Source organism: Lactobacillus sp. 3B(2020), assembly GCF_013487845.1.
Taxonomy (GTDB): domain Bacteria; phylum Bacillota; class Bacilli; order Lactobacillales; family Lactobacillaceae; genus Limosilactobacillus; species Limosilactobacillus alvi.
The window spans coordinates 1,126,687-1,152,413 of record NZ_CP047410.1 but is presented as its reverse complement, the minus strand read 5'-3'; the positions used below and the strand labels follow the sequence as shown (position 1 = coordinate 1,152,413).

21 protein-coding genes are annotated in these 25,727 nt (G+C 41.1%); 18 read left to right on the top strand and 3 right to left on the bottom strand.

The features are described from left to right. Positions 1-147 precede the first annotated feature (147 nt). From dprA to GTO83_RS05675, 3 genes are all read left to right on the top strand, one after another. On the top strand, positions 148-1,020 hold the full coding sequence (dprA, locus tag GTO83_RS05685; RefSeq protein ID WP_180869581.1) for a DNA-processing protein DprA: 873 nt from the start codon (positions 148-150) through the stop codon (positions 1,018-1,020). Positions 1,021-1,140: 120 nt separating this feature from the next. Further along, positions 1,141-3,258: a type I DNA topoisomerase gene (gene topA / locus GTO83_RS05680; RefSeq protein ID WP_255463094.1), complete on the top strand. Its 2,118-nt coding sequence runs from the start codon at positions 1,141-1,143 to the stop codon at positions 3,256-3,258. 15 nt (positions 3,259-3,273) lie between these two features. Continuing rightward, positions 3,274-4,128, top strand: coding sequence for an aldose 1-epimerase family protein (locus GTO83_RS05675; RefSeq protein ID WP_180869577.1), 855 nt, complete (start codon positions 3,274-3,276; stop codon positions 4,126-4,128). Between the two features lie 214 nt (positions 4,129-4,342). Here GTO83_RS05675 and plsY read toward each other — a convergent pair whose 3' ends face one another. Then, entirely contained in the window at positions 4,343-4,963 is a 621-nt protein-coding gene (gene plsY, locus GTO83_RS05670) for a glycerol-3-phosphate 1-O-acyltransferase PlsY (protein ID WP_180869576.1), read from the bottom strand. A 191-nt stretch (positions 4,964-5,154) separates the two neighbouring features. Between plsY and parE the strand changes: the two genes are divergently transcribed. From parE to GTO83_RS05605, 13 genes are all read left to right on the top strand, one after another. Then, positions 5,155-7,122 (top strand): DNA topoisomerase IV subunit B, encoded by a 1,968-nt coding sequence (gene parE / locus GTO83_RS05665; protein ID WP_180869574.1) that lies wholly within the window; start codon positions 5,155-5,157, stop codon positions 7,120-7,122. 53 nt (positions 7,123-7,175) lie between these two features. Next, on the top strand, positions 7,176-9,593 hold the full coding sequence (gene parC, locus GTO83_RS05660; protein ID WP_180872138.1) for a DNA topoisomerase IV subunit A: 2,418 nt from the start codon (positions 7,176-7,178) through the stop codon (positions 9,591-9,593). 103 nt (positions 9,594-9,696) lie between these two features. After that, positions 9,697-10,626, top strand: a complete 930-nt coding sequence (locus GTO83_RS05655) for a manganese-dependent inorganic pyrophosphatase (RefSeq protein ID WP_180869573.1) — start codon at positions 9,697-9,699, stop codon at positions 10,624-10,626. An 86-nt stretch (positions 10,627-10,712) separates the two neighbouring features. Further along, a complete protein-coding gene (locus GTO83_RS05650) occupies positions 10,713-12,473 on the top strand; it encodes a sensor histidine kinase (RefSeq protein ID WP_180869571.1) in 1,761 nt (586 codons plus the stop codon). Next, positions 12,470-13,207: a LytTR family DNA-binding domain-containing protein gene (locus GTO83_RS05645; protein ID WP_180869569.1), complete on the top strand. Its 738-nt coding sequence runs from the start codon at positions 12,470-12,472 to the stop codon at positions 13,205-13,207. Before GTO83_RS05650 ends, GTO83_RS05645 begins: the two co-directional genes overlap by 4 nt. Before the next feature lie 343 nt (positions 13,208-13,550). Continuing rightward, entirely contained in the window at positions 13,551-13,970 is a 420-nt protein-coding gene (locus tag GTO83_RS05640; RefSeq protein ID WP_180869568.1) for a CidA/LrgA family protein, read from the top strand. Positions 13,971-13,972: 2 nt separating this feature from the next. Next, positions 13,973-14,704 carry an LrgB family protein gene (locus GTO83_RS05635; RefSeq protein WP_180869566.1) on the top strand — a complete coding sequence of 244 codons (732 nt, stop codon included), beginning with the start codon at positions 13,973-13,975 and terminating at the stop codon, positions 14,702-14,704. Between the two features lie 549 nt (positions 14,705-15,253). Next, the gene (locus GTO83_RS05630) at positions 15,254-15,646 is read left to right on the top strand and encodes an iron-sulfur cluster biosynthesis family protein (protein WP_180869564.1); all 393 of its coding nucleotides are present in this window, start codon (positions 15,254-15,256) and stop codon (positions 15,644-15,646) included. Positions 15,647-15,663: 17 nt separating this feature from the next. Continuing rightward, complete coding sequence (gene msrB / locus GTO83_RS05625; protein ID WP_180869562.1) at positions 15,664-16,089, top strand: peptide-methionine (R)-S-oxide reductase MsrB; 426 nt, start codon at positions 15,664-15,666, stop codon at positions 16,087-16,089. A 137-nt stretch (positions 16,090-16,226) separates the two neighbouring features. Then, a complete protein-coding gene (locus GTO83_RS05620; RefSeq protein ID WP_180869560.1) occupies positions 16,227-17,621 on the top strand; it encodes an FAD-binding oxidoreductase in 1,395 nt (464 codons plus the stop codon). Between the two features lie 1,021 nt (positions 17,622-18,642). After that, a complete protein-coding gene (locus GTO83_RS05615; RefSeq protein WP_180869558.1) occupies positions 18,643-19,689 on the top strand; it encodes a 2,3-butanediol dehydrogenase in 1,047 nt (348 codons plus the stop codon). A gap of 641 nt (positions 19,690-20,330) precedes the next feature. Next, a complete protein-coding gene (locus GTO83_RS05610; protein WP_180869556.1) occupies positions 20,331-21,164 on the top strand; it encodes a PfkB family carbohydrate kinase in 834 nt (277 codons plus the stop codon). After that, a complete protein-coding gene (locus tag GTO83_RS05605) occupies positions 21,154-21,642 on the top strand; it encodes an ECF transporter S component (RefSeq protein WP_180869554.1) in 489 nt (162 codons plus the stop codon). Before GTO83_RS05610 ends, GTO83_RS05605 begins: the two co-directional genes overlap by 11 nt. A 64-nt stretch (positions 21,643-21,706) precedes the next feature. On the opposite strand, the gene GTO83_RS05600 is transcribed toward GTO83_RS05605, so the two are convergent. Beyond that, the gene (locus GTO83_RS05600) at positions 21,707-22,576 is read right to left on the bottom strand and encodes an NAD(P)H-binding protein (protein WP_180869552.1); all 870 of its coding nucleotides are present in this window, start codon (positions 22,574-22,576) and stop codon (positions 21,707-21,709) included. Further along, positions 22,573-23,019, bottom strand: coding sequence for an Rrf2 family transcriptional regulator (locus tag GTO83_RS05595; RefSeq protein WP_180869551.1), 447 nt, complete (start codon positions 23,017-23,019; stop codon positions 22,573-22,575). Before GTO83_RS05595 ends, GTO83_RS05600 begins: the two co-directional genes overlap by 4 nt. A 136-nt stretch (positions 23,020-23,155) precedes the next feature. Here GTO83_RS05595 and GTO83_RS05590 point away from each other — a divergent pair, with 136 nt between their 5' ends. Together GTO83_RS05590 and GTO83_RS05585 are read left to right on the top strand one after the other, a co-directional pair. After that, positions 23,156-24,088: an ABC transporter ATP-binding protein gene (locus GTO83_RS05590; protein ID WP_180869549.1), complete on the top strand. Its 933-nt coding sequence runs from the start codon at positions 23,156-23,158 to the stop codon at positions 24,086-24,088. Beyond that, positions 24,078-25,616: an ABC transporter permease/substrate-binding protein gene (locus GTO83_RS05585; protein WP_255463092.1), complete on the top strand. Its 1,539-nt coding sequence runs from the start codon at positions 24,078-24,080 to the stop codon at positions 25,614-25,616. The genes GTO83_RS05590 and GTO83_RS05585 overlap by 11 nt, the downstream gene beginning before the upstream one ends. Positions 25,617-25,727 lie beyond the last annotated feature (111 nt).

Below are 25,727 nucleotides of genomic sequence, written 5' to 3'. Positions count from 1 at the left end.
TAGATGTCTAGACCACGGAAAACGCTATTTTGCCGCGGTTTAGACATTTTATTTTTAAAAAGCTTTAAAAAATTTAAGTGCGTCACTAATTTTGAGCAAATTTTTACGTATATATATTTAGAAAGCAAAAATTAGGAGGAAAAATTGATGGAAGCACGCGAATTTTTATATCGGTTAAGTTTAGTTCGGGGCATTGGTCTTGTTACCAAAGGGTCCATTTGGAAGGCTGCTCAAGCTAGTCAGCGCTATGATGATTTAGCGGTTTTAGCAAGTGAAGTCGGCCTTAGTATGTATCATACAGCTGATTTGATTGCTAATTTCTATGGAAGTGAATTAGACCAACAGTTAACCGCAAATACAAAGGTCCCAAGTATTTGTATTCTTGATGACGAATATCCAGATCAGTTAAAAGAGATTGCTCATCCGCCGCTAGTTCTTTACTACCAGGGTGATATCAGTCTACTAAAGAAACGAAGCTTAGCGGTTGTTGGAACGCGGAAGCAAATTCAGTATGGTCGGATGGCATCCAATTTATTGTTGCCGGTGGTTGTAAAGCAAGGGTACCCTATTATTAGTGGTTTAGCTAAGGGGATGGACACAATTGCTCATCAGTTTACCTTGGAAAACGGGGGGAAGACGATTGGGGTTATCGGAACGGGCTTAGATAGGTTTTATCCCCTTGAAAACCAAGAATTACACCACCAAGTTGCTGAAAAAGGGGTTTTAATTACTGAATATCCGCTTGGAAGTGAACCATTACCTTACCATTTTCCAGAAAGAAATCGAATTATTGCTGGCCTATGCACGGCTTGCTTAGTATTGATGGCAAAAGAAAAGAGCGGTAGTTTGATTACAGCTAACCTTGCTTTACAAGAAAATCGGAATGTATTAGCGGTTCCAGGGTTAGTTACGGTGTCATATTCTGCTGGATGTAATCAATTAATTGCAGCGGGTGCTCGATCAGCATTATCAAGTAAAGACATCTTAGAGGAATTGGCCACGCCGATTGCTGACAGATAGGGGTTTTTCTAGTAGGAAAAAAGTTATTGTTCAAAACATCGCCCTTGACACTTTTAACTTCTTGCTTTAATAATAATTGGAGAAGTAAAACAGCAAATATAAATGATAGGAGCCGATGATTTGGCAACTAAAACGACAACTAAAAAGAAAACTACTAGAAAACGGACAACTAGCAACAAAAAGAAACTTGTGATTGTGGAATCACCTTCAAAGGCGAAAACAATTGGTAAGTATCTTGGGCGGACTTATAAAGTTGTGGCGAGTCTTGGCCATGTTCGTGACCTTCCAAAAAGTCGAATGGGTGTTGACATTGAGAATAATTATCAACCGGATTACATCTCAATTCGTGGAAAGGGTGACGTAATTAAAGAATTACGTAAAGATGCTAAGCAAGCTAAAGCAGTTTATTTGGCATCTGATCCGGATCGGGAAGGGGAAGCGATTGCTTGGCACGTTGCTAACCTTTTAAAGATGGATCCGGCTGAGAAGAATCGGGTTACCTTCAATGAAATTACTAAAGATGCGGTTAAGGAAGCTTTCAAAGAGCCTCGGACAATTAATATGGATCTAGTGGATGCACAACAAGCCCGGCGGGTTTTAGATCGACTAGTTGGTTATTCTATCTCACCAATTCTCTGGAAAAAAGTTAAGAAGGGCCTTTCTGCTGGTCGGGTACAATCAGTTGCCCTTAACCTAATCATCAAGCGGGAAGAAGAAATTCGAAACTTTAAACCCGAAGAATACTGGACGATTGACGGAACCTTTCGAAAGGGGAAAACCGAATTTGAGGCAGCCTTCTATGGTCTAAATGGCAAGAAAGAAAAACTCCCTAATCAAGCATCAGTCCAAAAGATTTTAGCTTTAATTAACCGAAAACGACCTTTTGAAGTCGCTGATGTGACAAAAAAGGAACGGAAGCGACAACCCCAACCACCATTTACGACTTCAACCATGCAACAGGACGCCAACCGCCGGTTAAACTTCCGGACGCGTAAGACGATGATGGCGGCCCAACAATTGTACGAAGGAATTAACATTGGCGAAGGGGCAGCGGTTGGGCTAATTACTTATATGCGGACCGACTCAACCCGAATTGCAGCAATTGCAAAGCATGAAGCTTCACAATTTATTCATGATGAATATGGGGCAAATTATGCGGCCACAAAGCCAGTCAAAGGAAAACTTCAAGAAGGGGCCCAGGACGCGCATGAAGCTATCCGGCCAACTTCAGTCTTCCGGACACCAGCAAAGATGAAGCAGTATCTAACAAATGATCAATATAAGCTTTATAACTTAATTTGGTGCCGATTTGTTGCAAGCCAAATGACGCCCCAAGTAATTGATACCGTAGCCGCTACATTAACTCAAAATGGGGTTGATTTTCGGGCCAATGGTTCGAAAGTTAAGTTCCCTGGATTTACTAAGGTTTACAAACGAGGGCAAGAAAAGGATAATTTATTACCAGAATTAGTTGTCGGGGATGCAGTCCAGTTAGTTGCTGATAATCCTGCTCAGCACTTTACCCAACCACCGGCCCGGTATACCGAAGCCGCTTTAGTTAAGACTTTGGAAGAAAACGGGGTTGGACGGCCATCGACGTATGCACCAACTTTGGATACGATCCAACGGCGGTATTATGTTCGTTTAGAAGCGCGTCACTTTGAGCCAACTGAGTTAGGGGAAATTGTTAACCGCATTATCGTTGATCAATTCCCAGAAATTGTAAATGTTAAGTTTACCGCTGAAGTCGAAGGTAATCTTGACCAAATCGAAGAGGGGAAGAAGCAGTGGGTAAAGGTGGTTGATGATTTCTTCCGCCCATTTGAAAAAGAAGTTAAGACTGCAGAAGAACAGGTCGCAAAAATTGAGATGAAGGATCAACTTGCAGGGATTAACTGTGACGTTTGTGGGGCCCCAATGGTCATCAAAATGAGCCGTTATGGTAAATTTTATGCCTGTTCGCGTTTCCCCGATTGTCGTAATACCCAAACAATTGTTAAGGATACTGGGATTACATGTCCAACATGTCACCAAGGAACTGTGATCGAACGAAAATCAAAGAAAAATCGAACTTTCTATGGTTGTTCCCGTTACCCAGAATGCGATTTTGTTTCATGGGATAAACCGGTTGGGCGGGACTGTCCAAAGGATGGCCACTTCTTAGTTGAAAAAAAGGTTAAAGGTGGTAAACAGATCGTTTGTCCAAATGGTGATTACGAAGAGCCAGTTCAAAAATAGAGCAGGGGTGAAAAGATGATCGTATTAAAAAATGATCAACTTCAAGTTAAAATCGCTGAGCACGGTGCTGAATTACAAAGTATTTCCGATGGAAAACGAGAATATCTTTGGCAAGCTGATCCAGCTAGTTGGCACCGTAAAGCACCGGTCCTTTTTCCTTTTGTTGGCCGACTGAAGGATAATCACTATACTTTTGCTGGTCAACAATTTGAACAAAAACAACATGGATTTGCCCGGGATATGGAATTTAAAGTCCTTAAGGCTTCACAAACTAAAGTTACCTTGCAGTTAAAAGATAGTCTAGCTACCCGGAAGCATTATCCGTTTGCGTTTGTGCTTGAAGTTACCTATTCGCTCCAAGGAAAGCGGTTAGTAGTTGATTATCAAGTCAAAAATCCTAGTGCTGAGCAAACTTTACTTTATTCATTAGGTGCTCATCCGGGCTTTAAGATAGTGGACCTCCAAAAAACTAGTTTGATAATTAGTCCGGCCAAAAATTATGGTCGAATTAAACTGGATGGACCATTCAGTGATCTTGTTCATTGGGAAAATCAAGATTTTACCCGGCCAATCAAGTTGAATCGCGACTTATTTAAAAATGATGCCATCATCTTAGCTACTGAACGTCAAGGGGTAACTGTAACCTTAAAAGAAACTGATAATCATGGGGTGCAATTAATTCAACCAGATGCACCTTTTGTGGCAATTTGGTCATCCTATCCCGCTCAAGGAGATTTTGTTTGCTTGGAAAGTTGGTGGGGAATTGCTGATTCCCTAACGAGTACTGGTAACCTAGAAAATAAGGCGGAAATTATGCGACTTGCACCTGGACTTGACCGGCACCATCGATATGAAGTTGAGGTTTTTTGAGTCGACACAATTAAGTTAAAATAGAGAGAGGCCGGGAAGAAACTAATGTTTCTTCCCGGCCTCTTTGTCATCTCCGAATGTTACTCAGTAACTAAGGTCAAAAAGCACGGCCTTAGTGGATAAGTGCGAACGAAAGGTCGATTCTAATGAACCAACCTTCGTCCTTCTTATCCCAACCAGGCCGTCAAGGAGCTTTTTTCCCAACCTCTCTATTTTATTTTGCATCGTTTTTTTTACTAATATGATATACCAATCCGAAATGGACGAGGGATTCTTTACCATGAATGATGCGGACAATATTTTCGCGATGGAGGTAAAAGACGGCCACCGTTAAGATTCCAGCAACCGTTGCCAAAATCCAGTCGTGAATATAAAGGGCAATGACAAAAATGGTCGTCATCCCGATCATACTTGCCATACTTGCCATTGAGGTAATTAAAAGTACCCCGATAAAGGTTGAAGCAGCTACTAAAAATAGTCCTGGATTATAAGCAAGTAAAATTCCGGCGCTGGTGGCAACGGCTTTTCCACCATGAAAATGGTCAAAGATTGAAACGGCATGTCCAATCGATGCGAATAATCCGATTAAAAGAGGATTAACGTGGGGTTGGTGAAAAAGATACGGTTGGCTAGCTGCTAATGTCCCTTTAAGGATATCCATGAAAAGAACAACTATCCCAGCCTTAAAACCAAGAACCCGGAAGGTGTTAGTAGTTCCAATGTTGCCGCTACCTTCCTTAGTAATATCTTTATGATAAAAAACCTTACCAATCCAAAGACCCGAGGGAATTGAACCGAGTAGGTAGGCAATAATAATCATTAAAATAATTAGCATTTCAAAACTCCTTTTTTACATGCCTTGTTAATATACCACGCTTTGCTAAAACTGACCAGCAGGGCACAAATGTTTGATTTTCGTTTGCAATCGGTCACGTTTTTGCGTATCCTAGTAATTGTTATTTTATAGTTTGGGCTCAGGAGGGAACCTTCTTCCTGACTCAAACTTAGAGGAGGAAGTTGACATTTATGGCAACACAAAAATATGATGAGTCCTCAATCAAAATTTTAAAGGGCTTAGAAGCGGTCCGTAAACGGCCCGGGATGTATATCGGTTCAACTGATACGCATGGACTCCATCACTTGGTCTATGAAATTTTAGATAATGCAGTTGACGAAGCCTTATCGGGCTTTGGTGATGAGATTGCAGTAACCATTGAAAAAGATAACTCAATTACGGTTCAAGACCACGGACGGGGGATGCCAGTTGGAATGCACCCGAGTGGTAAACCAACTCCTGAAGTTATCATGACGGTTTTGCATGCTGGGGGGAAGTTTGGCCAAGCTGATGGATATAAAACCTCTGGTGGGCTCCACGGGGTCGGAGCTTCGGTTGTAAATGCTCTTTCAACCTCGCTAACCTTAACAATTGTGCGAGATCACGTTCGGTACCAGGAAAAGTTTAAAGATGGCGGTCACCCTGTTGGTACTCTTGAAAAAATCGGAAAAACTCGTGAAGGCAATGGGACAACGGTGACTTTTAAGCCGGATCCAACGATTTTTACGACCACGATTTATGATTACAACACGATCGCAATTCGCCTGCGAGAAGCAGCCTTTTTATTAAAGGGTGTTAAATTGACCTTAACTGACAAGCGGGAAGGTCAAGAACGTGCAGACACCTTTCAATATGAACATGGTCTTGAGGACTTTGTCACTTACTTAAACGAAGGAAAAGATACTTTAGGGCAGGTACTTTCCTTTAGTGGTAAGGTTGATGGCGTTGAAGTGGATGTCGCTGCTCAATATAATGATGGCTATACCGAAAATATTCTTTCCTTTGTTAACAACGTGCGGACGCCAGGCGGAGGGACCCACGAAGCTGGTTTCCGTAGTGCATGGACGAAATCTTTTAATGAATTTGCCCGGAAGGTTAATTTATTGAAGGAAAAAGATAAAAATCTTGAAGGAAGCGACGTTCGGGAAGGCTTAACAGCTGTTATTTCGGTTCGAGTACCAGAACGATTATTGCAATTTGAAGGTCAAACTAAAGGCAAACTCGGTACCCCAGAGGCTCGGAAAATAGTTGATATCGTTGTTAGCGAACAACTAGGTTATGCCTTGATGGAAAAAGGTGAGTTTGCTCAAGAGCTAATCAAAAAAGCAATTAAGGCGCGGCAGGCCCGGGAAGCAGCCCGGAAAGCCCGGGATGTTTCTCGAAATGGCAAACGCCGGAGTAAAAAAGAACGGAATTTATCTGGCAAGTTAACTCCTGCCCAATCAAAGAATGCCAAGAAAAATGAGCTTTTCTTGGTTGAAGGTGATTCAGCTGGGGGAAGTGCTAAGCAGGGACGAGATCGAAAGTTCCAAGCAATCCTACCACTCCGGGGAAAAGTCTTAAACACTGAAAAAGCCAAGTTAGACGATGTTTTAAAAAACGAAGAATTGAATACGATCATTTACACTGTTGGTGCTGGGGCAGGGAGTGATTTTGATGTTGCGGATTCAAATTACGATAAGATTATTATCATGACCGATGCTGACGATGATGGGGCCCATATTCAGATTTTGCTACTAACTTTCTTCTATAAGTACATGCGGCCAATGATCGAAGCCGGTAAAATCTACATTGCTTTACCACCACTATACCGCTATCAATCTGGTCGTGGTGCCAAGACAAAAGTTGAATATGCTTGGACTAACGAAGAATTAACTCAGTTAACAAAGCATCATCGTGGCGGTTCTCTCCAACGCTTTAAGGGGCTTGGTGAAATGAATGCGGACCAACTTTGGGAAACGACTATGAATCCAGAAACACGGACTTTAATTCGAGTTCGGATTGAAGACGCGGCGTTAGCGGAGAAACGGGTGACAACCTTGATGGGAAATAAGGTTGAACCACGGCGGGAATGGATTGAAGATAATGTTCAATTTACAGTTGCTGATGACCAAGCTTCTGATCAATTAGTTGAATCCCAAGGATTGAGAAAAAAGTAGAAAGGAAGTAGCTTTTGGAAACACGAATTGAAGAACGTACATTAGAAGATTTAATGGGCGATCGCTTTGGTCGCTACTCAAAATCAATTATTCAGGAACGAGCCCTTCCGGATATTCGTGATGGTTTGAAGCCAGTTCAACGGCGGATCCTTTTCGCCATGAACAAGGATGGTAATACTTTTGATAAGGGATTTCGAAAATCAGCTAAGTCGGTTGGGAATGTCATGGGGAATTTTCACCCTCATGGAGATTCGTCAATTTATGAAGCCTTAGTTCGGTTAAGTCAGGATTGGAAACTACGGGAACCATTAGTTGAAATGCACGGAAATAATGGTTCGATGGATGGGGATCCAGCAGCGGCCATGCGGTATACTGAAGCGCGGTTAAGTAAAATCAGTAATTTGATGTTGCAAGATATCGATAAAGATACTGTTCCAATGACGTTGAATTTTGATGATACTGAAAAGGAACCGATTGTTTTACCAGCACGGATGCCAAACCTATTTGTCAATGGAGCAACCGGGATTTCAGCGGGGTATGCGACTGAAATCCCACCCCACAACCTTGGTGAATTAATTGATGCCTTAATTTACTTATTAGGTCATCCGCAAGCTACAACGGCTGATTTGATGGAATTTGTTCCCGGGCCCGATTTCCCAACGGGTGGGATTGTCCAAGGAATCGAAGGGATTCAAAAAGCCTACGAAACCGGGCGGGGACGGATCGTTGTCCGAGCAAAGACTGCAATTGAAGAATTACGAGGTGGTCGGCAACAAATCGTCGTGACTGAAATTCCATACGAAGTGAATAAGGCCCAGTTAGTTAAGCGGATTAATGATTTACGGTTAGCAAAAAAAGTTGAAGGAATTGCTGATGCCCGGGATGAGACTGACCGGAGCGGTTTGCGAATTGCCATTGAATTAAAGAAAAATGCAGATGCTACTGGAATTTTAAATTATTTGTTAATGAACACCGATCTGCAGATTAATTACAACTTTAACATGGTCGCAATCGATGATCATCGGCCAGTTCGGGTTGGCTTGAAGCATTACTTAGGTGCTTACCTAGCTTTCCAACAATCAGTAATTACCAAACGAACTGAGTACAAGCAAAAAAAGGCTCAGGAACGATTGCACATTGTTGAAGGATTGATCAAAGCCTTGTCAATCCTCGACAAAGTAATTAAAACGATTCGGGCAAGTAAAAATAAGGCTGATGCCCAAGCTAATTTGGTAAGGGAGTATGGTTTCACAGATATTCAAGCAGGCGCAATTGTGGCCTTGCAATTGTACCGGTTAACCAATACTGACGTAACGGCCTTAAATGATGAAGCTGATCGTTTACAAAAATCATTAGCCGAATATCACTTGATCTTAAACGATGCTAAAGAACTCAATAAAGTTCTTCGGCAAGAATTACGCGCAGTTAAAAAGGAATTTGCAACTCCCCGGCAGACCCAAATTGAGGCCCATGTTGAAAAACTTACCGTTGATGCAAAGGTTACGGTGGCAGATGAAGATGTGATTGTTCTTGTCTCAGCAGCTGGTTACATCAAACGGACTAGTCTCCGGAGTTTTAATGCCTCTCCGCTAGACGAGAACGGTCTTAAAGAGGATGATTATCCGCTGTTGATTCAACAAACTAATACCTTAGCTCATCTCTTTGTTTTTACTAGCCATGGGCATCTAATTTACCGGCCAGTGCATGAACTATTTGATGCAAAGTGGAAAGAGACGGGGGAACACCTTTCCCAAACGATTGGGCTCCAAGATGATGAGAAAATCGTTAGTGCAATGCTTTTTGAGAGTTTAGATCAAGCTGGAACGGTGATTTTGGCTTCAAGTGATGGTCAAATTAAGCAAACCGCCTTTAAAGAAATTGTCCCTGGTTCCCGTTATAAGAGTCATGCAAGTCAAATTATGAAACTTCATTCAGATGCTGAACGGTTAATAAATGCCATCTACTGTGATCCAACTTATGCTAATCAAAGTATTGTCACGGTTAGTCGCACCGGCTATGCTTTACGGTTTGCAGTCGATGAAGTACCAGTGCAAAGTACTCGAACAGCGGGTGTTCGGGCAATTAACTTAAAGGAAAACGATACGTTAGCCAACATCGCTTTAGTTAGTGATGAATCACGGTTAGCGATCGTAACGCAACGGGGAGCTTACAAGGCAATGGCCGTTAGTGAACTTGAAGTTGGTACGCGGGCAAGACGGGGAAACTTAATTCTTCATCGCTTGAAGAATGCCCACTTAGTGGTTGACTTTTTGGCTTATCCAGCTGATTTTACTGGTTCACTAGAAATTATTACTAACCGGCCAGTCATTCAGGACGTGCAAGTTACTGAGCATCACCTTGGCGCGCCAAAATCAAATGGTAGTTTTGTAATTGATGATGAAAGCCAAGGCCAACCAGTCCGGATTCAGTTCAAGCAAGTGGTTGCTCAAGGAGAGCAAAGCTTAGTTTAACCGCTTAATTTTTTTGATTAGCCCCTGTTGAATAACACGAGCTCGTGATATTATTAAAGTATCGAGTGCAAATCGCACCAAAATTGGAGGAGGAATCCGCAAAATGAGTAAAGAATTAGTCTTCGGTCACCAAAAGCCAGATACAGATACGATTGCTGCTGCAATGGCTTACTCTTACTACCAAAACCAACTAGGCTATGAAACAGAAGCTGTTACTTTGGGCGAACCAAATGATGAAACTAAGTACGCCTTAAAAGCCTTTGATCTGGTTGCGCCACGTATTATTACCACTGCGGCAAATGAGGTTGCAAAGGTAATGTTGGTTGACCATAACGAACCACAACAAAGTGTTTCTGACATTGATAAGGTTCAGGTAACCCACGTTATTGATCACCACCGGATTAATGGTTTTAATACGGCTGCACCGCTTTACATGAATGTTCGGCCATATGGATGTGTAAGTACGGTTCTTTATGAAATGTTTATGGATAAGCACATTGATATTCCTGCTAACTTGGCGGAAATGATGCTTTCAGCCATCATTTCTGATACCTTACTTCTGAAGTCTCCAACGACGACTGATCACGATAAGGAAGCCGTGTACGCCTTGGCTAAGTTGGCTGGGGTTGACTACGAAGAATACGGTTTGGAAATGCTAAAGGCCGGAACAAACCTCGCTGCAAAGTCTGATAACGAGATTGTTGATGGGGATGCAAAGACCTTTGAAATGGGCGATTTGACTTTACGAATTGGTCAAGTTAATACCGTTGATTTAAACGATGTTTTTGCTCGCCAAGCAGATCTTGAAAAGGCAATGCAAACTTTAATGGATGCTAACGGTTATGACACATTTGTTTTGATTGTTACTAACATTCTTAACAGTGATTCCGATCTCTTAGTATTGGGTAAGGATACTGACAAAGTTGCCCAAGCCTTTGGTAAGGAATTGGATGCTAACCACCGGATTAACTTACCTGGGGTAGTTTCCCGAAAGAAGCAAGTGGTTCCACCATTGACGGAAGTATTGGGATAAGCTAATCGTAGTTTAATAACAAATTAAAGCGAGCGGTGAGTGGGGATTGAGTTTCTCACTCACCGCTTTTTTGTAGGAAAAGAAATATGATTAACCTTGCAATTTTAGTTGCTGAACAAGTGGGTTTAGTGATTTTATTAGCCTTTTTCTTAGTTAATATCCCCTTATTTCGGCGGATGCTCCTAAATCTAAATTGGCGAAATAAAATTGGTTTATACGTAATCTTTGCTTTTTTTGCCATCCTTTCAAATATGATTGGAGTTTTAATCTCACCTAGTAATGAAATTATTCGCCGAACCTTGCTAATCACGGTTCCACATGGCTATTCAGTAGCAAATGTTCGGATCATTACCGTTACCGTGGCTGGAATTGTCGGGGGTCCCTATGTTGGGGGAGCGGTTGGCCTTACTGCGGGTGGTTTTCGGGCCCTTCAAGAGGGCTTTAGTCCCGAGGCGCTTTTCTATATTCCGAGTTCCTTTATTATTGGAATTATTTCCGGATTGTTTTATGATCAACGCCAACAACGTTTTTCACCTTTGCGTGCGCGGAATGGTTTTTTTATTGGTTTGATAATGGAATGCATTCAAATGTCATTTGTCCTTTTGTGCAGTCCGACGGGGTGGACTTTAGTTAAGTTTATCGCTTTACCAATGATTTTAATCTCATCAATCGGGACAACTGTGTTTTTAACGATTATTCGCTTTTTTTTCCAACAAGAATTGGCTGCTCAGGCTGCGCAAACGCGGACGGTTTTAAATCTAGCGCTTAGTACGCTACCGCTTTTTAAAAGGGGCTTTACGGCTGAGGCGGCCCAAACAGCAGTCCATCTGATCTATCAATATACAAGTTTTGATGCTGTTAGTATTACCGATCGACATCAGATTTTAGCCTTTGAAGGAGCGGGAAGTGACCATCATTTAGTTGACCAAGACTTGGCAACTGACATTAGTTTAACAGCAATGAACGAGGGAATTGTCGAAGTTGCTAATACAGAAGAACGAATTGGTTGTAAGAATCCAAATTGCCCGTTGAAGTCAGCGGTGATCGTTCCCTTGAGCTTGGGGGATGAAATTATTGGAACCCTTAAGCTATACTATGTCCAACGATGGCGGCTAACCCCTGTGGAGATCCAGTTAGGGACGGGGATTGGCCAGATCTTATCAACCCAAATTATGTTGGGAAGGGCAAGTTACCAAAGTGAATTACTTCGCGACGTTGAAATTAAATCCCTCCAGTCGCAAGTAAATCCGCACTTTTTCTTTAATGCGATTAACACGATCATGGCAGTGATGCGCCGAGACCCGAAGCAAGCGCGAAAACTGCTTTTATCGTTAAGTACCTACTTCCGGGATAATTTAATGGGAGCAAGGGAAACTTTAATTCCCCTTGCTCAAGAGTATGAACATGTTCAAGCGTACTTAACTTTAGCTCAAGCCCGCTTTCCTGGTAAATATCAAGTCACCTTTTCTGATTATCCAGCAGCCGCTTTGATCCCACCATTTTCAATTCAAGTTTTGGTTGAAAATGCCCTTCGCCACGCCTTTGGTCAGCGTAAAAAAGGTAATCGGGTAGAAGTTACAATTAAACAGTGTGAAACGGAACTTGAGATTACTGTTGCCGATAATGGCCATGGAATTGATCCGGATAAGCTACCTGAATTAGGGAAAAAGGTTGTTGCTTCAAAAGAAGGGAGTGGGACCGCCCTTCAAAATCTGAATAAGCGTCTGCATGGCCTTTATGATCCTCATACAGGATTGAAAATTGAGAGTAGTCCGGCGGGGACGACTGTTAAAATGAAAATTCCATACCAGACACGCAAAAAAGAAAGGACTGAACAACAGGCATGAAAGTTTTAATCGTCGATGATGAACCACTTGCCCGCGAAGAGTTACGTTACTTAGTTGCGGATCATCCAGCTGTTGAGGAAGTTTTGGAAGCTGATGGCGTTGCAGAAGCTAATACTACGGTCAATAATCAAAAACCTGATCTTGTTTTTTTAGATATTAAGTTGGGAGATGGCAATGGCATGGCGTTAGCCAAACGTTGGAAACGCGCATCTTATCAACCAGCGGTAATCTTTGCAACGGCCTACGATCAATACGCACTTGATGCTTTTGAAGCTGATGCGTTAGATTACATTTTAAAGCCCTTTGATGAAGACCGAGTTCAAGAAGCGATTGATCGGGTTTTGCGAGTTCATGGTCAAAAGCAAGTTGACGAGTCTGTCAACCGAATAAGTTCTCAGGAAAATCCTCGTTTATCAGTTATGGCTGAGGATCTGACTATTGTAATTTCAAAAGAAGAGTTGTGTTATTTGGAAGCTCAGAGTGGAAACGTTTATCTCCACTTGATAAATGGAAAAGAGGTTGTTAGTCGGCAAACCTTAACTAGCCTAACTGAGCAATTATCAACCGAGCAGTTCTTACAAGTTCACCGGTCATACGTAGTGAATCTAAATCAAATTAGCATTCTCCAACCGGCAACTAATCATACGTACGAATTAACAATGATTAATGGTGATAAGGTACCAGTCAGTAGATCTTTCGTCGGTAAATTGAAAGTTGCGCTAGGTTTACAATGATTGCTGACTTATATACAAACTTTGATAAACGTTATAATTCAAGAGTTGATTGCAAATTTTAAATTGTGATAGCTCTTTTTTACTTTTGATTGATCATCGCTGAACAATGGGCAATGGCATTTTACTCTGCTTTATGGCAACTCGCCAAGCTAAGAGGGCATTTTACCATCGATTTGGGTCGTTCTATGCTAAAGTTAATGCAAAGTAATGAAACTTGATTATAATAGAATTGTTATCTGAGCGAAACAATTAAATTGATTTGGTTTGGAAAATGGTTCTGTGATTAGTTTTATGCTATTATTTTCGCTCGAACAGAACCGCTTGTTGAGAGGAGGAAAATATTATGGAAAAGAAGCAACCAGAAAAGAAGGCTGCCCCAATTTTGGTTCAAATGGGTATTTTTGCAACAATTCTTTTCGTTTCCGCTTTAATTTCCAGTTTATTCCCAAAGAGTTTTGTTGTTCCTACTCCATTAATTGGGATGGTTATTCTTTACATCTTGTTAGCAACTCACATCGTTAAGTTGGAACAAGTTGAAAAGTTTGGGGACTTCATGATTAGTTTAATTGCTTTCATGTTCGTTCCATCTGGTGTTCAATTAGCTGGTAGTTTGGATTTGATGAAGGCTGAAGGTCTCCAAGATATTATCGTTTCCATCATCGCTACGATTATCATCTTAGTTGTAATTGCCTACGTTGGTGCTTTAGTTATCAAGATCCACCAAAAGATTACTGGCCGGACTGATGAAGAGGAGGAGGACTAGTTATGGCTGCAACATTAGCATTACCATTTACGGGGATTTTTATTTCCATTATCGTTTACCTAATTGGGATGTGGCTGTTTGACAAGACGAATGGTTTCTTCCTTTTCACGCCATTACTTGTTGGGATGGTCCTAGGGATCTTAATCTTAATGTGCTGGGCTAAGATCGCTGGTACCACGACTGCTAAGATCTACACGACTTACTACAAGCCGGGTGGTGACATTATTTTCTGGTTCTTGAATCCAGCTACGATGGCTTTCGCTATTCCACTTTATCGTCGGAATGATGTCTTTAAGAAGTACTGGCTTGACTGTGTAATTGCTTTGTTTGTTGGTGGTTTTATCTCCCTCTTTGGGATTCACATGGTTGCAAAGCTCTTTGGCCTTTCAGCAACATCCACGGCTGCGATGTTGCCACAAGCCGCAACGACGGCCGTTGCTATGCCAGTTGCCGCTGGTATCGGTGGTGACCCTGCCGTTACTGCGATGGCATGTATCTTGAATGCCGTTGTTATCTACGCCTTGGCAGAATTCTTGATTAAGATCTTCCGCTTGAAGCAAATCCCAAAGGTTGGGACTGGGCTTGGTCTCGGTGCTGCCGGCCACACGGTTGGTTCAGCCAAGGCTGTTCAACTTGGCTCAGTTCAAGGGGCCATGGCATCAGTTGCTGTCTTTGTTATCGCAGTTGCAATGGATATTTTAGTACCTGTTTACTACAACTTGTTCATGCATTAAGATAAACAGCGGCTTAGATAATAAAACAAAGTTAAGGAGGGTGGGAAGAAACTCAAGTTTCTTCCCACCCTCTTTGTCATCTACGAATGTTACTCAGTAACTAAGGTCAAAGCAGTAGCTGAATGGCAGTTGCTCCCTGACGGTCGCACCAACCGATTCAGCCTTACATGGGCTCACAAACGCCAAACCAGTTGGCTGGTTCGCTCCAAATCACGGCCTTAGCGGATAAGTGCGAACGAAAGGCCGATTCTAACGAATCAACCTTCGTTCTTCTTATCCCAACCAGGCCGTCAAGGAGCTTTTTTCCCAACCTCTCTTTTTGTATCCCCGAATATTACCGAGAAATTACGGATAAAATTAAGTTTTCAAAGTTGAGATCGAACAAAGAGTCATTTTCAAAAAAATAAATTATGTTTTGCTTGCTATTGGATCAGCAAGTAACTTTTTCGGATATCGCTTTATTACTAGAGATTAATGAGCAAATTTTTATTACTTAAAGTAAGGAGAGGGTATAATAAAAATCACTTAAGCTAGAAAGTAGGGATTAAAATGCAATTAACGGTAACACCAGCTGCTCAAGAACGGTTAGCCCGCTATTTGAAAGCGGATCAAAAGTTAGTGTTAGATTTCGATGATGGGGTGGGCCCGTTCTCTGATCTTGGTAACTGTTCGCTAGATGTTAACTTCAAATTTATTATTTTAGATGGTTCACAACCGTTACCAGCTGATTTTGATGCACATTTTTCTTCGAATCTTGGTGAAATCTACTATAAAGGTTATACCAAGCCGCAATATGCTGAAAAAATGAAGTTAGACTTTGAGCCAACTTATTTCACAATGCCATTAAAATCACCGCTTGCAACTTTGTGCGATAATGTTGAAGTTGTTGATTTAACGAATCAGCAATTTGAACATCTGGAACGAACGACTCATGATTGTTAATGAGGAGGTGAGCTTTCGTGGATAAAGCAGAACGCTTAAGAAAACTCCAACCAATTCAATATGAAGTTACCCAAAATGCAGCCACTGAAAAACCATTTACCGGGAAATACGATAACTTCTTTGAAGAAGGGATTTATGTCGATGTTGTGAGTGGAGAACCCCTTTTTTCGTCCCAGGACAAGTACGATTCAGGTTGCGGATGGCCGGCCTTTACCAAGCCAATTGTCAAGTTAAGTGAACATCGTGATCAATCATTTGGAATGGAACGGACTGAAGTAAGGAGTCCCCAAGCAAATTCGCACTTAGGGCATGTCTTTACCGATGGTCCGCTTAATCGTGGCGGTCTCCGTTACTGCATTAATTCTGCGGCCCTCCGTTTTATTCCTAAAGATCAATTGGTCGCGGAAGGTTATGGTGAATACACTAATTTATTTGAAGTTTAAATTAAACTAAGTCTGTCTTAAAAAAAGACAGGCTTTTTTATAAAAAAACCAAGCGAAGTTGTTATTTTACTTATTGCAACTACAGATATATAATGTCTTTGTATTAAATGCAAACAAAAAGTATGAAGGTAATTTAAATGGAAACAGAATTTTCAGCTTATGATCAAAATGACATTTTGGCTGATTTAGAAGCTAATGTTACAGATGGTGAAGTTTTTATTGATCATGATATGCTGGAGAAGCAATCCTTTAGTGCAAATTTGCCAGGCCAACATGGACTCGCAATTGCTTTTGTTGAAGCAAAATCGGTTGAAGATGTGCAAGGGGTAATGGCAACTGCCCGGAAATTCCATCTTCCGGTTGTTACCCAAAATCGTTTTACATCAACAGTTGTTGGGGCCGATGCGGTTGATGGAGCTGTTATTCTTTCAACTGCAAAAATGGACCAGATCTTGGAATTGAACCAAACCGATGCTTACGCAGTTGTTCAACCGGGGGTAATTAACGCAAAGCTTGATGAAGCAGCCCGTAAGCAAGGCCTTTTTTATGCGCCTGACCCAGCTTCTAAGCCAATGTCTGGGATTGGTGGTAATATTGCTACAAATGCCGGTGGTTTGAGTGGAGTTCGCTATGGTTCAACTAGAGATAATGTACTTGGCCTGAAGGTCGTCTTGGCCGATGGACGGATCTTGAAACTTGGTGGTAAGACAACGAAACAAGCATTTGGTTATGATTTGACACAATTGTTTGTTGGCTCTGAAGGAACGCTCGGAGTAATTGTAGAAGCTACAGTTAAATTAATGCCACTGCCATTAGGAGATTCATTAATGGGTTTAGCCTTCTTTAAGGATATGCCAACTTTAGCCGAGGCAACTACTGAATTGCGGATGTCAGGGATTTATCCAGCTATGCTTGAAGCGATGGATGTTAATACTTTGAAGGCAATTGATGCTTATAAGGGAACGAACTATTCGAGCAAATCTGGGGCGGCCTTAATCTTGCGGGTTGATTCGATCACGCCTGAAGGCGAGCAGATTATTAAGCAAATTCTGACAAAATATCAAGCAGGTAACGTTCAATTAACAACGGATGAAAAAGAACAAGAGGCGATTATCGCGGTTCGTCAAGCAATGTTACCGGCAATCTTTACTGGCCGAAATGCAGTAATGGAGGATATGGCAGTGCCAACTTCGAAGATGGCGGAATTAGTTGCTTATATTCAAAAAATTGGTGAAGAAAATGAGGTTGAGATCTTTACTGCTGGGCATGCAGGGGATGGAAACTTGCATCCAACGGTTACTTGGTCCAAGGACACAACTGCCACTCCGGAAGCTGTCAAATTAGTTTTGCGGCAGATGTTTAAAAAAGCCCTTGACCTTGGCGGGACAATTTCAGGTGAACACGCAGTTGGAATGTTAAAGAACCAATGGAATAACGTTGAGTTAGGGTCAGATGTTGATTACGTTCAACATCAAATTAAAGCCTTGTTTGACCCGATGAATTTACTTAATCCAAAGCGGAAAATTAACTAAAAATTTATCAATTAGCCAAAAACTGAGCAGAAACAAATGGTGGTTAGTCACTAGTTCCTGCTCAGTTTTTATTTAATTAATCCTTTACCAGACTTAAAGCATGCAGCTTACTAGCCGGAATTTGAATCTCAACACCCACATGAGCATTCCGAGCATTCGTCTCCGAACCGCAAAAGGTCTAAAACCGATAATTTGGAATTAAGTACGGAGAAACGCATCGGTAGCAACAATCGATGTCTTCTTAATTAAAACCCGTTGCAGAAGGATCCTAGTTGACAGTTTCTACTAAGAAGGCATCAAAGCCTCTAATAAATTAAAGAATACCCAGTTGAAGTATTGTCATTAAGCGCTTTGCTTGGATCTTGTTTTGAAATTAATAAAATTAAATAACAAAAAACCCCGCTTGAAGCGCTAACAAAGATTAAACAGCGGGGCATTGGTCTCCATAATTATCATAAAAAACCATAATTATGAATTATTTAAATTATATCACATCAGAAAGGTAATGGTAATCGGTTATCATATTAACTTGAAGTAATAAAATGAAAAGTAGCAATGTGTTGATTTTATAGTAATTAGTTAATAAAAATATTAAAATAGTGAAAAAACATTGTCGCTGACGTTGATTTTACCACTTCTGATATGGCGGTTTAATTTAAGGGTAAGTAGCCAACCATATGATATATCGGCTACGTTCTTGTCTTTAAATTAGTGATTTTATTGATTCTTCCTTCTCGCACAAAACAATTTGCTAGTTTTCTGATTAACTGCTGTTAAGGAGGTTTCACAAATTGATCTCCAAACAGCAAGCTTTGCTTAATTCCCGTAATCGGTATTGGTTAGCTTTTTGGTTTTGACAATCGATAGCTAAATTTAAAATCACAAAGTTTGTATTTTTAATCAATCGATAGTTCAATTACATAAATTGTTTTAGGGTATATTTGGTAGCGTTTTCAAAAAGAATATGATAATATAATTTCACAAGGTTTATTATTGTTATTTGAACAAGGAGGGACCCATTATGAAAGCTGCTGTATGGCATGGTGTTAAAGATATTCGCGTTGAAGATGTTGAACCGAAGCCATTAAAGGCCGATGAAGTTCGGGTGAAGGTTGCCTGGGCCGGTATCTGTGGCTCTGACCTACACGAATATGTAGAAGGACCGGTCTTTATCCCAGTTGATAAGGTTGATGAATTAACTGGTGGTCAAGCCCCACTTACCATGGGTCACGAATTTGCCGGGGTCGTAGAAGAAGTCGGTGACCAGGTCACTGATGTCAAAGTCGGTGATCATGTAACAGTTAACCCAACAATTACCCACGAGCGTTGGGCTGATGACGTGGATGTTTATGACGGTTATTCCTTTATTGGTCTAAGTTGTGATGGGGGATTTGCAGCGCACGTTAATGTACCCGCTCATAATATTTACGAATTACCAAAAGACTTCCCATTACAACTTGCGGCAACGATTGAACCAACTGCTGTTGCTGTTCAAGCGATTAAAGAAGGTGACCTCAAGTTTGGGGAAACCACGGCTGTCTTTGGAGCCGGCCCAATTGGTTGTTTGGTAGTAGCGGCAGCTAAGGCAGCGGGAGCCCGGAAGATTATTGTTACAGATCTTTCTCAAAGTCGGCTTGAAAAAGCCCGCGAAATGGGAGCAACTGATGTCATTAACTCCGGGGAAGTTGACGCTGTTGAAAAAATTCATGAAATCGTTCCAAATGGGGTTGATGTTTCCTTTGAAGTTGCTGGGGTTCAACCGACCTTCATTCAATCAATTCAATCAACCCGGGCACGGGGGACGATGGTGATCGTTTCGATTTTTGCTCGGCCAATTGAATTCGATCCAATGTTATTAACCAACACCGGGGTTAAGGTAACTTCAACAATTGCTTATTCACGTGATACTTTCCAGAAGACAGTCGATTTAGTTGCTCAACGGGCAATTAATGTGGAACCAATTATTACGAAAGAAATTGAACTTGACAATATTGTCACTGAAGGTTTTGATGCCTTAATTGCTGATAAGAAACAAGCTAAAATCTTAGTAAAATTAAGTGGTGAATAATTTACTTTATTAATAAAATGGGAAAAAGAGGATGGGAAAAAAGCTCCTTGACGGCCTAGTTGGGATAAGAAGGACGAAGGCTGATTCATTAGAATCGACCTTTCGTTCGCACTTATCCGCTAAGGCCTTGATTTGGAGCGAACCAGCCAACTGGTTTGGCGTTTGTGAGCCCATGCAAGGCTGAATCGGTTGGTGCGACCGTCAGGGAGCAACTGCCATTCAGCTACTGCTTTGACCTTAGTTACTGAGTAACATTCGGAGATGACAAAGAGGCTGAGAAGAAACACGAGTTTTTTCTTAGCCTCTCTCTTTTTATTTATCATCAGAAACCACTAAAAATTGAGGGCTCCTAACCTTTTACAACTTTATATCAAGATAGTTTATAAAGAAGAATGAATCTTATTCAACAAACTATCAAAAATAAATTTGTCTAAAATTTACGATCGTAGATTTGCAAACTTTAATTAAATGTTGATCAAAGCTTGTTAAAATAAATTTAAAGGTCAAATGGAAAGTCAAAAACCTAAATGATTTTTGGCGATCAGGATAATAAAACTGATTGTTTAATTAACTTTCTGAAAAAGTAATTTTTGCTAGTTAATTGTGATATCATGGTAAGAAAATTAGAAAGGGATGAGAAATTGGAACGAGTTTTAGTGATTGAAGATTTAGCAAGTCTAAACACTATTTCGGGATCGGCTGCGATTACACTTTTGAATGCCATGCAACTTCATCCAGCATGGTTGCCGTCAACAATCCTCTCTACGCAAAGTGAAGGTTTTGGTGAGCCCGTTGGTTTGTCGACCGATGAATATTGTCGCAACACCTTAGATCATTGGCGGAAGTTAGGAGTAAGGTTTAATGGCCTTTTAGTTGGTTATGCTCCATCCCAATTTTTAGATTGGCTTCCTAGTGAGCTGACAAAATTACAGCCAACCAACTGTTTAATTGATCCAGTTTTAGGTGATGGCGGACAACTTTATCCGACTTTTGATACTAGTGTGATTGTAAGAATGCGACAATTACTACCTTTGGCAACTGTCATTACGCCAAATTGGACTGAATTAGGTTTTTTAGTTGGTGAAAATTGGAAAAACGAACCGAATCAAGCTGTTCTAATACATAGTGCTCAAAAGATACTAAGGGAAAATCCAAACTTAGCGGTCGCTATTACTGGCATCCACCTTAAAAATGAAATTGGAGTCTTGTTTGTGGCAAAAGGGGAAGTTAAGTTCTTCGGTTCACCGCAAGTTCCTGGTCATTTTTACGGCACTGGCGATGTCTTCAGTGCCCTTTTATTGGGCTATTTAGTTCAAGGACAACCATTGAGGAACGCAGTTAAAGCAGCCCAAAGTGGCGTTTCAATTGCAGTTAGCGTCTCAGTAAAACTTTCAGGCCAGGAACGCTTAGATGGTTTAAATCTGCAGCCGTTACTCGAAAAGATTGTAAAGGGGGAAATATCTTTTGAAAAGTAAGAGTTTGTATCGTTGGGTCTTTGCCGCCATTTTATTAGCAATTACGATTGTTTTTGGACGCTTTTTCTTATTACCAATTCCTTGGACTCATGGCAATATTAATCTTTCTGATGCTAGCATTTTTGTTGCTAGCGCCTTACTTGGACCGTTACCAAGCGGATTGATTGGTGGCTTAGGGACGGCTTTTCTTGATTTGATTTCTGGATATACCCAGTATGCACCGTTTTCTTTTGTTGCCCACGGTTTAGAAGGTTTATTAGCTGGTTGGCTTTACCAACGGTTTGGTAAACACCGTCTCGGCCAATGGGTAAGTTTGGCAGTTGGCGCCTTTGTTATGGTCGTTGGTTACTTGTTTGCTGATAGTTTACTTTACAATTGGACAGCTGGGATTTTAGGAATTGGGACGAATTTTCTTCAAGGCTTAGTAGGAGTAGCTGTTGCACAATTAATAATTCCTCGATTGAAGGATCGGTTTTAAAAAAAGCCGTCAATTAAGGTTGAATGCAGGATAAGATTGATCCGCGTTAACCTTAATCGGCGGTTTAATTTTTCAATTCACTCTGATAGTTTGTTGCTAAGAAAGCTTCCATTCCTTGTGGTTGATGGCCGGTAATCAGCGAAAAGTCATTGGAGTTGGGTGCTAATAGTCCCCGGGCTCCTGCTTCGTACATTGATGCTAATTCAGCTCCACCATCATTATGATAAATTAATGCAAACTCGGTTGCTGAAACAGGTTGATAGCCAATTTGATGACCGGTAACTTTAGTCATGATTTTACCTAATTCGATCATCGTTAGGGGATGTCTTTGATTAAGGGTAAATGATCGGTTAGCTTCCCGTAGATCTTTTGTTGTTGCAATAACTGCAAAGGCTTTTGCAGCATCAACCTGGGTGATAAAGGAAAGAGCTGCCTGTCCAACAGGATAAATTAAGTGTTGACGCTCAATTAATTCAGGTAAATATGGAACCAAGGGGTCAGCATATAAGGCGTTTTTAACAACCGCAAATTTTAACCGACTACCAGTTAATCGTGGTAGCATATACGCATAGAAGGGCGCCATCCGGAAAGGATTATTAGCTTGATCAGCAATAAAACTCATTGCGACAATTGAACGAATGCCATTCTTTTCAGCAGCGGTAATTACGTTTTCAAATTCCTGAATGCGTTTTACAAGGTCATAGGTAAGGCTAGGAATGTAAATTAAAACCTCGCCGCCACTAAAAGCTTGATTAAGGGTTGAAAGGTCTTGATAGTCTGCAACTGCTACGTGCATCCCTTTTTCCTTGAAGGGTTTTCCTTTCTTTGGTGAATGCACAATCAAGGTGAGTTGGGATTTGGAAATCCGTTTCAACATCTCAGTAGCAATTTTTTGGCCAAGGTGACCGCTGGCCCCCGTTAAAAGATACTTCATTTTTTGTCAACCTCCTTTTGTGCTTGGTGGACTAAAATTGCATTAATAATATCTTGAAGCGTAGTTTGATTTAGTTTTGCCATGGCTGCTTCTTCAGCGGTTTGATAACAATGCCTAAGCACAGTTTGAATGTTGCCACCAACGATACAAGCCGGATTGGTTTTAGGATCAATTGTAAAAAGTTGGGAATTACCCTCAATAATTAGATAAATCTGTAATAGGGTTAGTTTCTGAGGATCAACGGCTAATTTAGGATCAGGAGATCCAGGAGTAGTAGTTAGGATGTGAGCAGTTTTTAATTTTCCCATTAGTCGTCGCACGACAACTGAAGAAGTCCCAATGCTTTGTGCGATCGTTTCACTCGAAAGTGTAGCTTTGTCGCGATAAACTTGGATAAAGGCTAAAATATGGATTGCATCACTAAAACGGGTTGACGGTTTCAAGCTTCATCGTCCTCCTCTGTATCTTTTTTTGTTACACTAATTATACTCATTCATAAAATCGTTGCAAATTATCAGCACTTGAATATAATTAAAGTTAAAAATTGGAAACTTTTATAGTTACAGAAAGGAGTCCCCAGTGATTGAATACCGAAACGTGGGAATGAAGTTTGGGACCCGAGTGATTTTAGAAAATTTAAGCCTGACAATCAAAGACCACGAACTGTTTGTCTTGGTTGGACCGAGTGGAAGTGGAAAAACGACCTTAATCCGGATGATTAACCGCCTAACCATTCCAACGTCAGGTCAAATTTATATTGATGGCCAGTCAGTGAATGAAGTTGACTTACCGACGTTACGCTTGTCAATGGGCTATGTTTTGCAGACAAGCTCATTATTTCCTAATTTGACGGTTGGTGAAAATATTACCATCCAGTTGGAACAAAAGAAGGTTTCCTTATTGGAGCGTCTTCAACGCGCGACTGAATTGTTAGGAGCGGTGGGCCTAACAGCGAATGACTTTATCGATCGTTATCCGGCGGAGCTTTCTGGTGGACAACAGCAACGGGTTGCGATTGCGCGAGCGTTAGCGACTAAGCCACAGTTAATTTTAATGGACGAGTCATTTAGTGCCCTTGACCCGGTTCTGCGGTCGCAAATGCAAGCGTTACTTTTAAAATTACATGATCAGTACCAAATGACGATCCTATTTGTAACCCATGACATGAAAGAAGCTTTGCGGTTAGGAGATCGGATTGGTGTTATTAATGAAGGTCACTTGTTACAAGTTGGTACGCCAACGGAAATTATTAATTATCCAGCTACCCCGTTTGTTACTAACTTTTTTGCAAGTGCAAAGCCAAGTTTAGGCACACTTCCTGATTTGATTACCACCTTGAAATTAAAACCGCAGGACCTTGAAATTGTGCCGCAAGTTCGAACGGTTGCCGATGTCACTAAACTACCAATTAAAGAGGGAAAATTGAGCTTTAACTTTGAAGATCAAAGTTATCAGCTTGAAGTATCCAAGTTATTACACTACTTAGGAAAGCAGGAGGAGCATGATGGATAAGTTATTGCAAATGATAATTAATCAGCACCATCAGCTCCAAGTTGCTCTTGGCCAACATTTAGCCTTATCTTTTATGGCTTTGCTGATTGCTGCATTGATTGCGATTCCCTTGGCGATGATTTTTAAAGATCATCGCCGGCTTGGTGAAATTGCCTTACAAGTTGCCGGAGTCTTTCAAACAATTCCGAGTTTAGCACTGTTAGGGCTTCTAATACCGTTAGTCGGGATTGGCAATCCACCGGCCCTAATTGCCCTTGTTGCCTATGCGATCATGCCAATTTATCAAAATACCTATACGGGATTAACGACGATTGATCCTAATCTCGAAGAGGCGGCAATTGCAATGGGGCTTTCGCGGTGGATGCGCCTGCGTCGACTTGAATTACCAATGGCACTACCTTTGATTTTCTCCGGGATCCGGATTGCCTTAGTCATGACGATTGGAACGGCAACACTAGCTGCTTTGATTGGGGCGGGAGGACTTGGAACTTACATTGTTTTAGGAATCGAACAAAATAATAATCAGGAACTTTTGATTGGGGCAGTTTTCTCAGCAATCTTAGCTTTAGTTTTCTCAGTGCTACTAAAAGTAATGGGTAAATCGAAACGGAACCTTAAAATCGGGTTTGGCTTAATTCTTTTGGCCTGTATAGGTTGGGGAGGTCAAAAAACTTATCAACACTTCTTTGCGCAGCCGCAAACGGAAATCGTGATTGCTGGAAAGATGGGAAGTGAACCTGAGATCCTAATCAATATGTATAAAGAGTTGATTCAAGCGAAAGATCCAAGCGCCAAAGTTGTCTTAAAGCCAAACTTTGGGGGAACAACCTTCTTATATCAGGCTTTAAAGCGTAATCAAATTGATATTTACCCAGAATTTACCGGGACAGTCTTAAAAGCTTTCGCCAAAGCGAAAACGACTCCCCAAAATCCGCAAGCAGCTTATCGCAAAGCGGCAAACTATTTGAAAACGCAACAATTAACCTACCTAAAACCAATGGCCTATCAAAATGGCTATGATTTAGCGGTAACGCCGGAAGTTGCCAACCAATATTCGTTGAAAACAATTAGTGATTTAGCGAGCGTGAGCGATCAATTAACTGCCGCCTTTGATCCTGATTTTTCCCATCAAAAGGATGGCTATCTAGGTTTAAAACAAGCTTATCATCTTCAAATTGGATCGGTGCGGTCACTTGAACCTTCATTGCGCTATCAGGCAATTGCACAAAAGCGGGTTCAAATCGTGGATGGTTATACTACTGATCCAGAAATTCGTCAGTTCCATCTCGTGGTCTTAAAAGATGACCAACACTTCTTTCCGCCATATCAAGGGGCTCCCTTAATGAAGACAAGTTTTGCCAAGCAGCATCCAACAGTGGTTAAGCAGTTAAACAAACTAAGTGGCCGGATTACAATGGCCGAGATGCAAGCAATGAATTATCGGGTGACGGTTAAGCATGAAAAAGCCAAGACGGTTGCCCGTCAATATTTATTAAAACATCATTTGATTTCAGCAAATCAAAAATAAATTATAATAACTGAGTCCGATCAGCGCATTTGGAATATTCGGGTTAACCTCCAATAAGAGTGCGTTGATCGCTTTTTTTATAAAAATATGAATTAGTAAAGGCTTTTATGT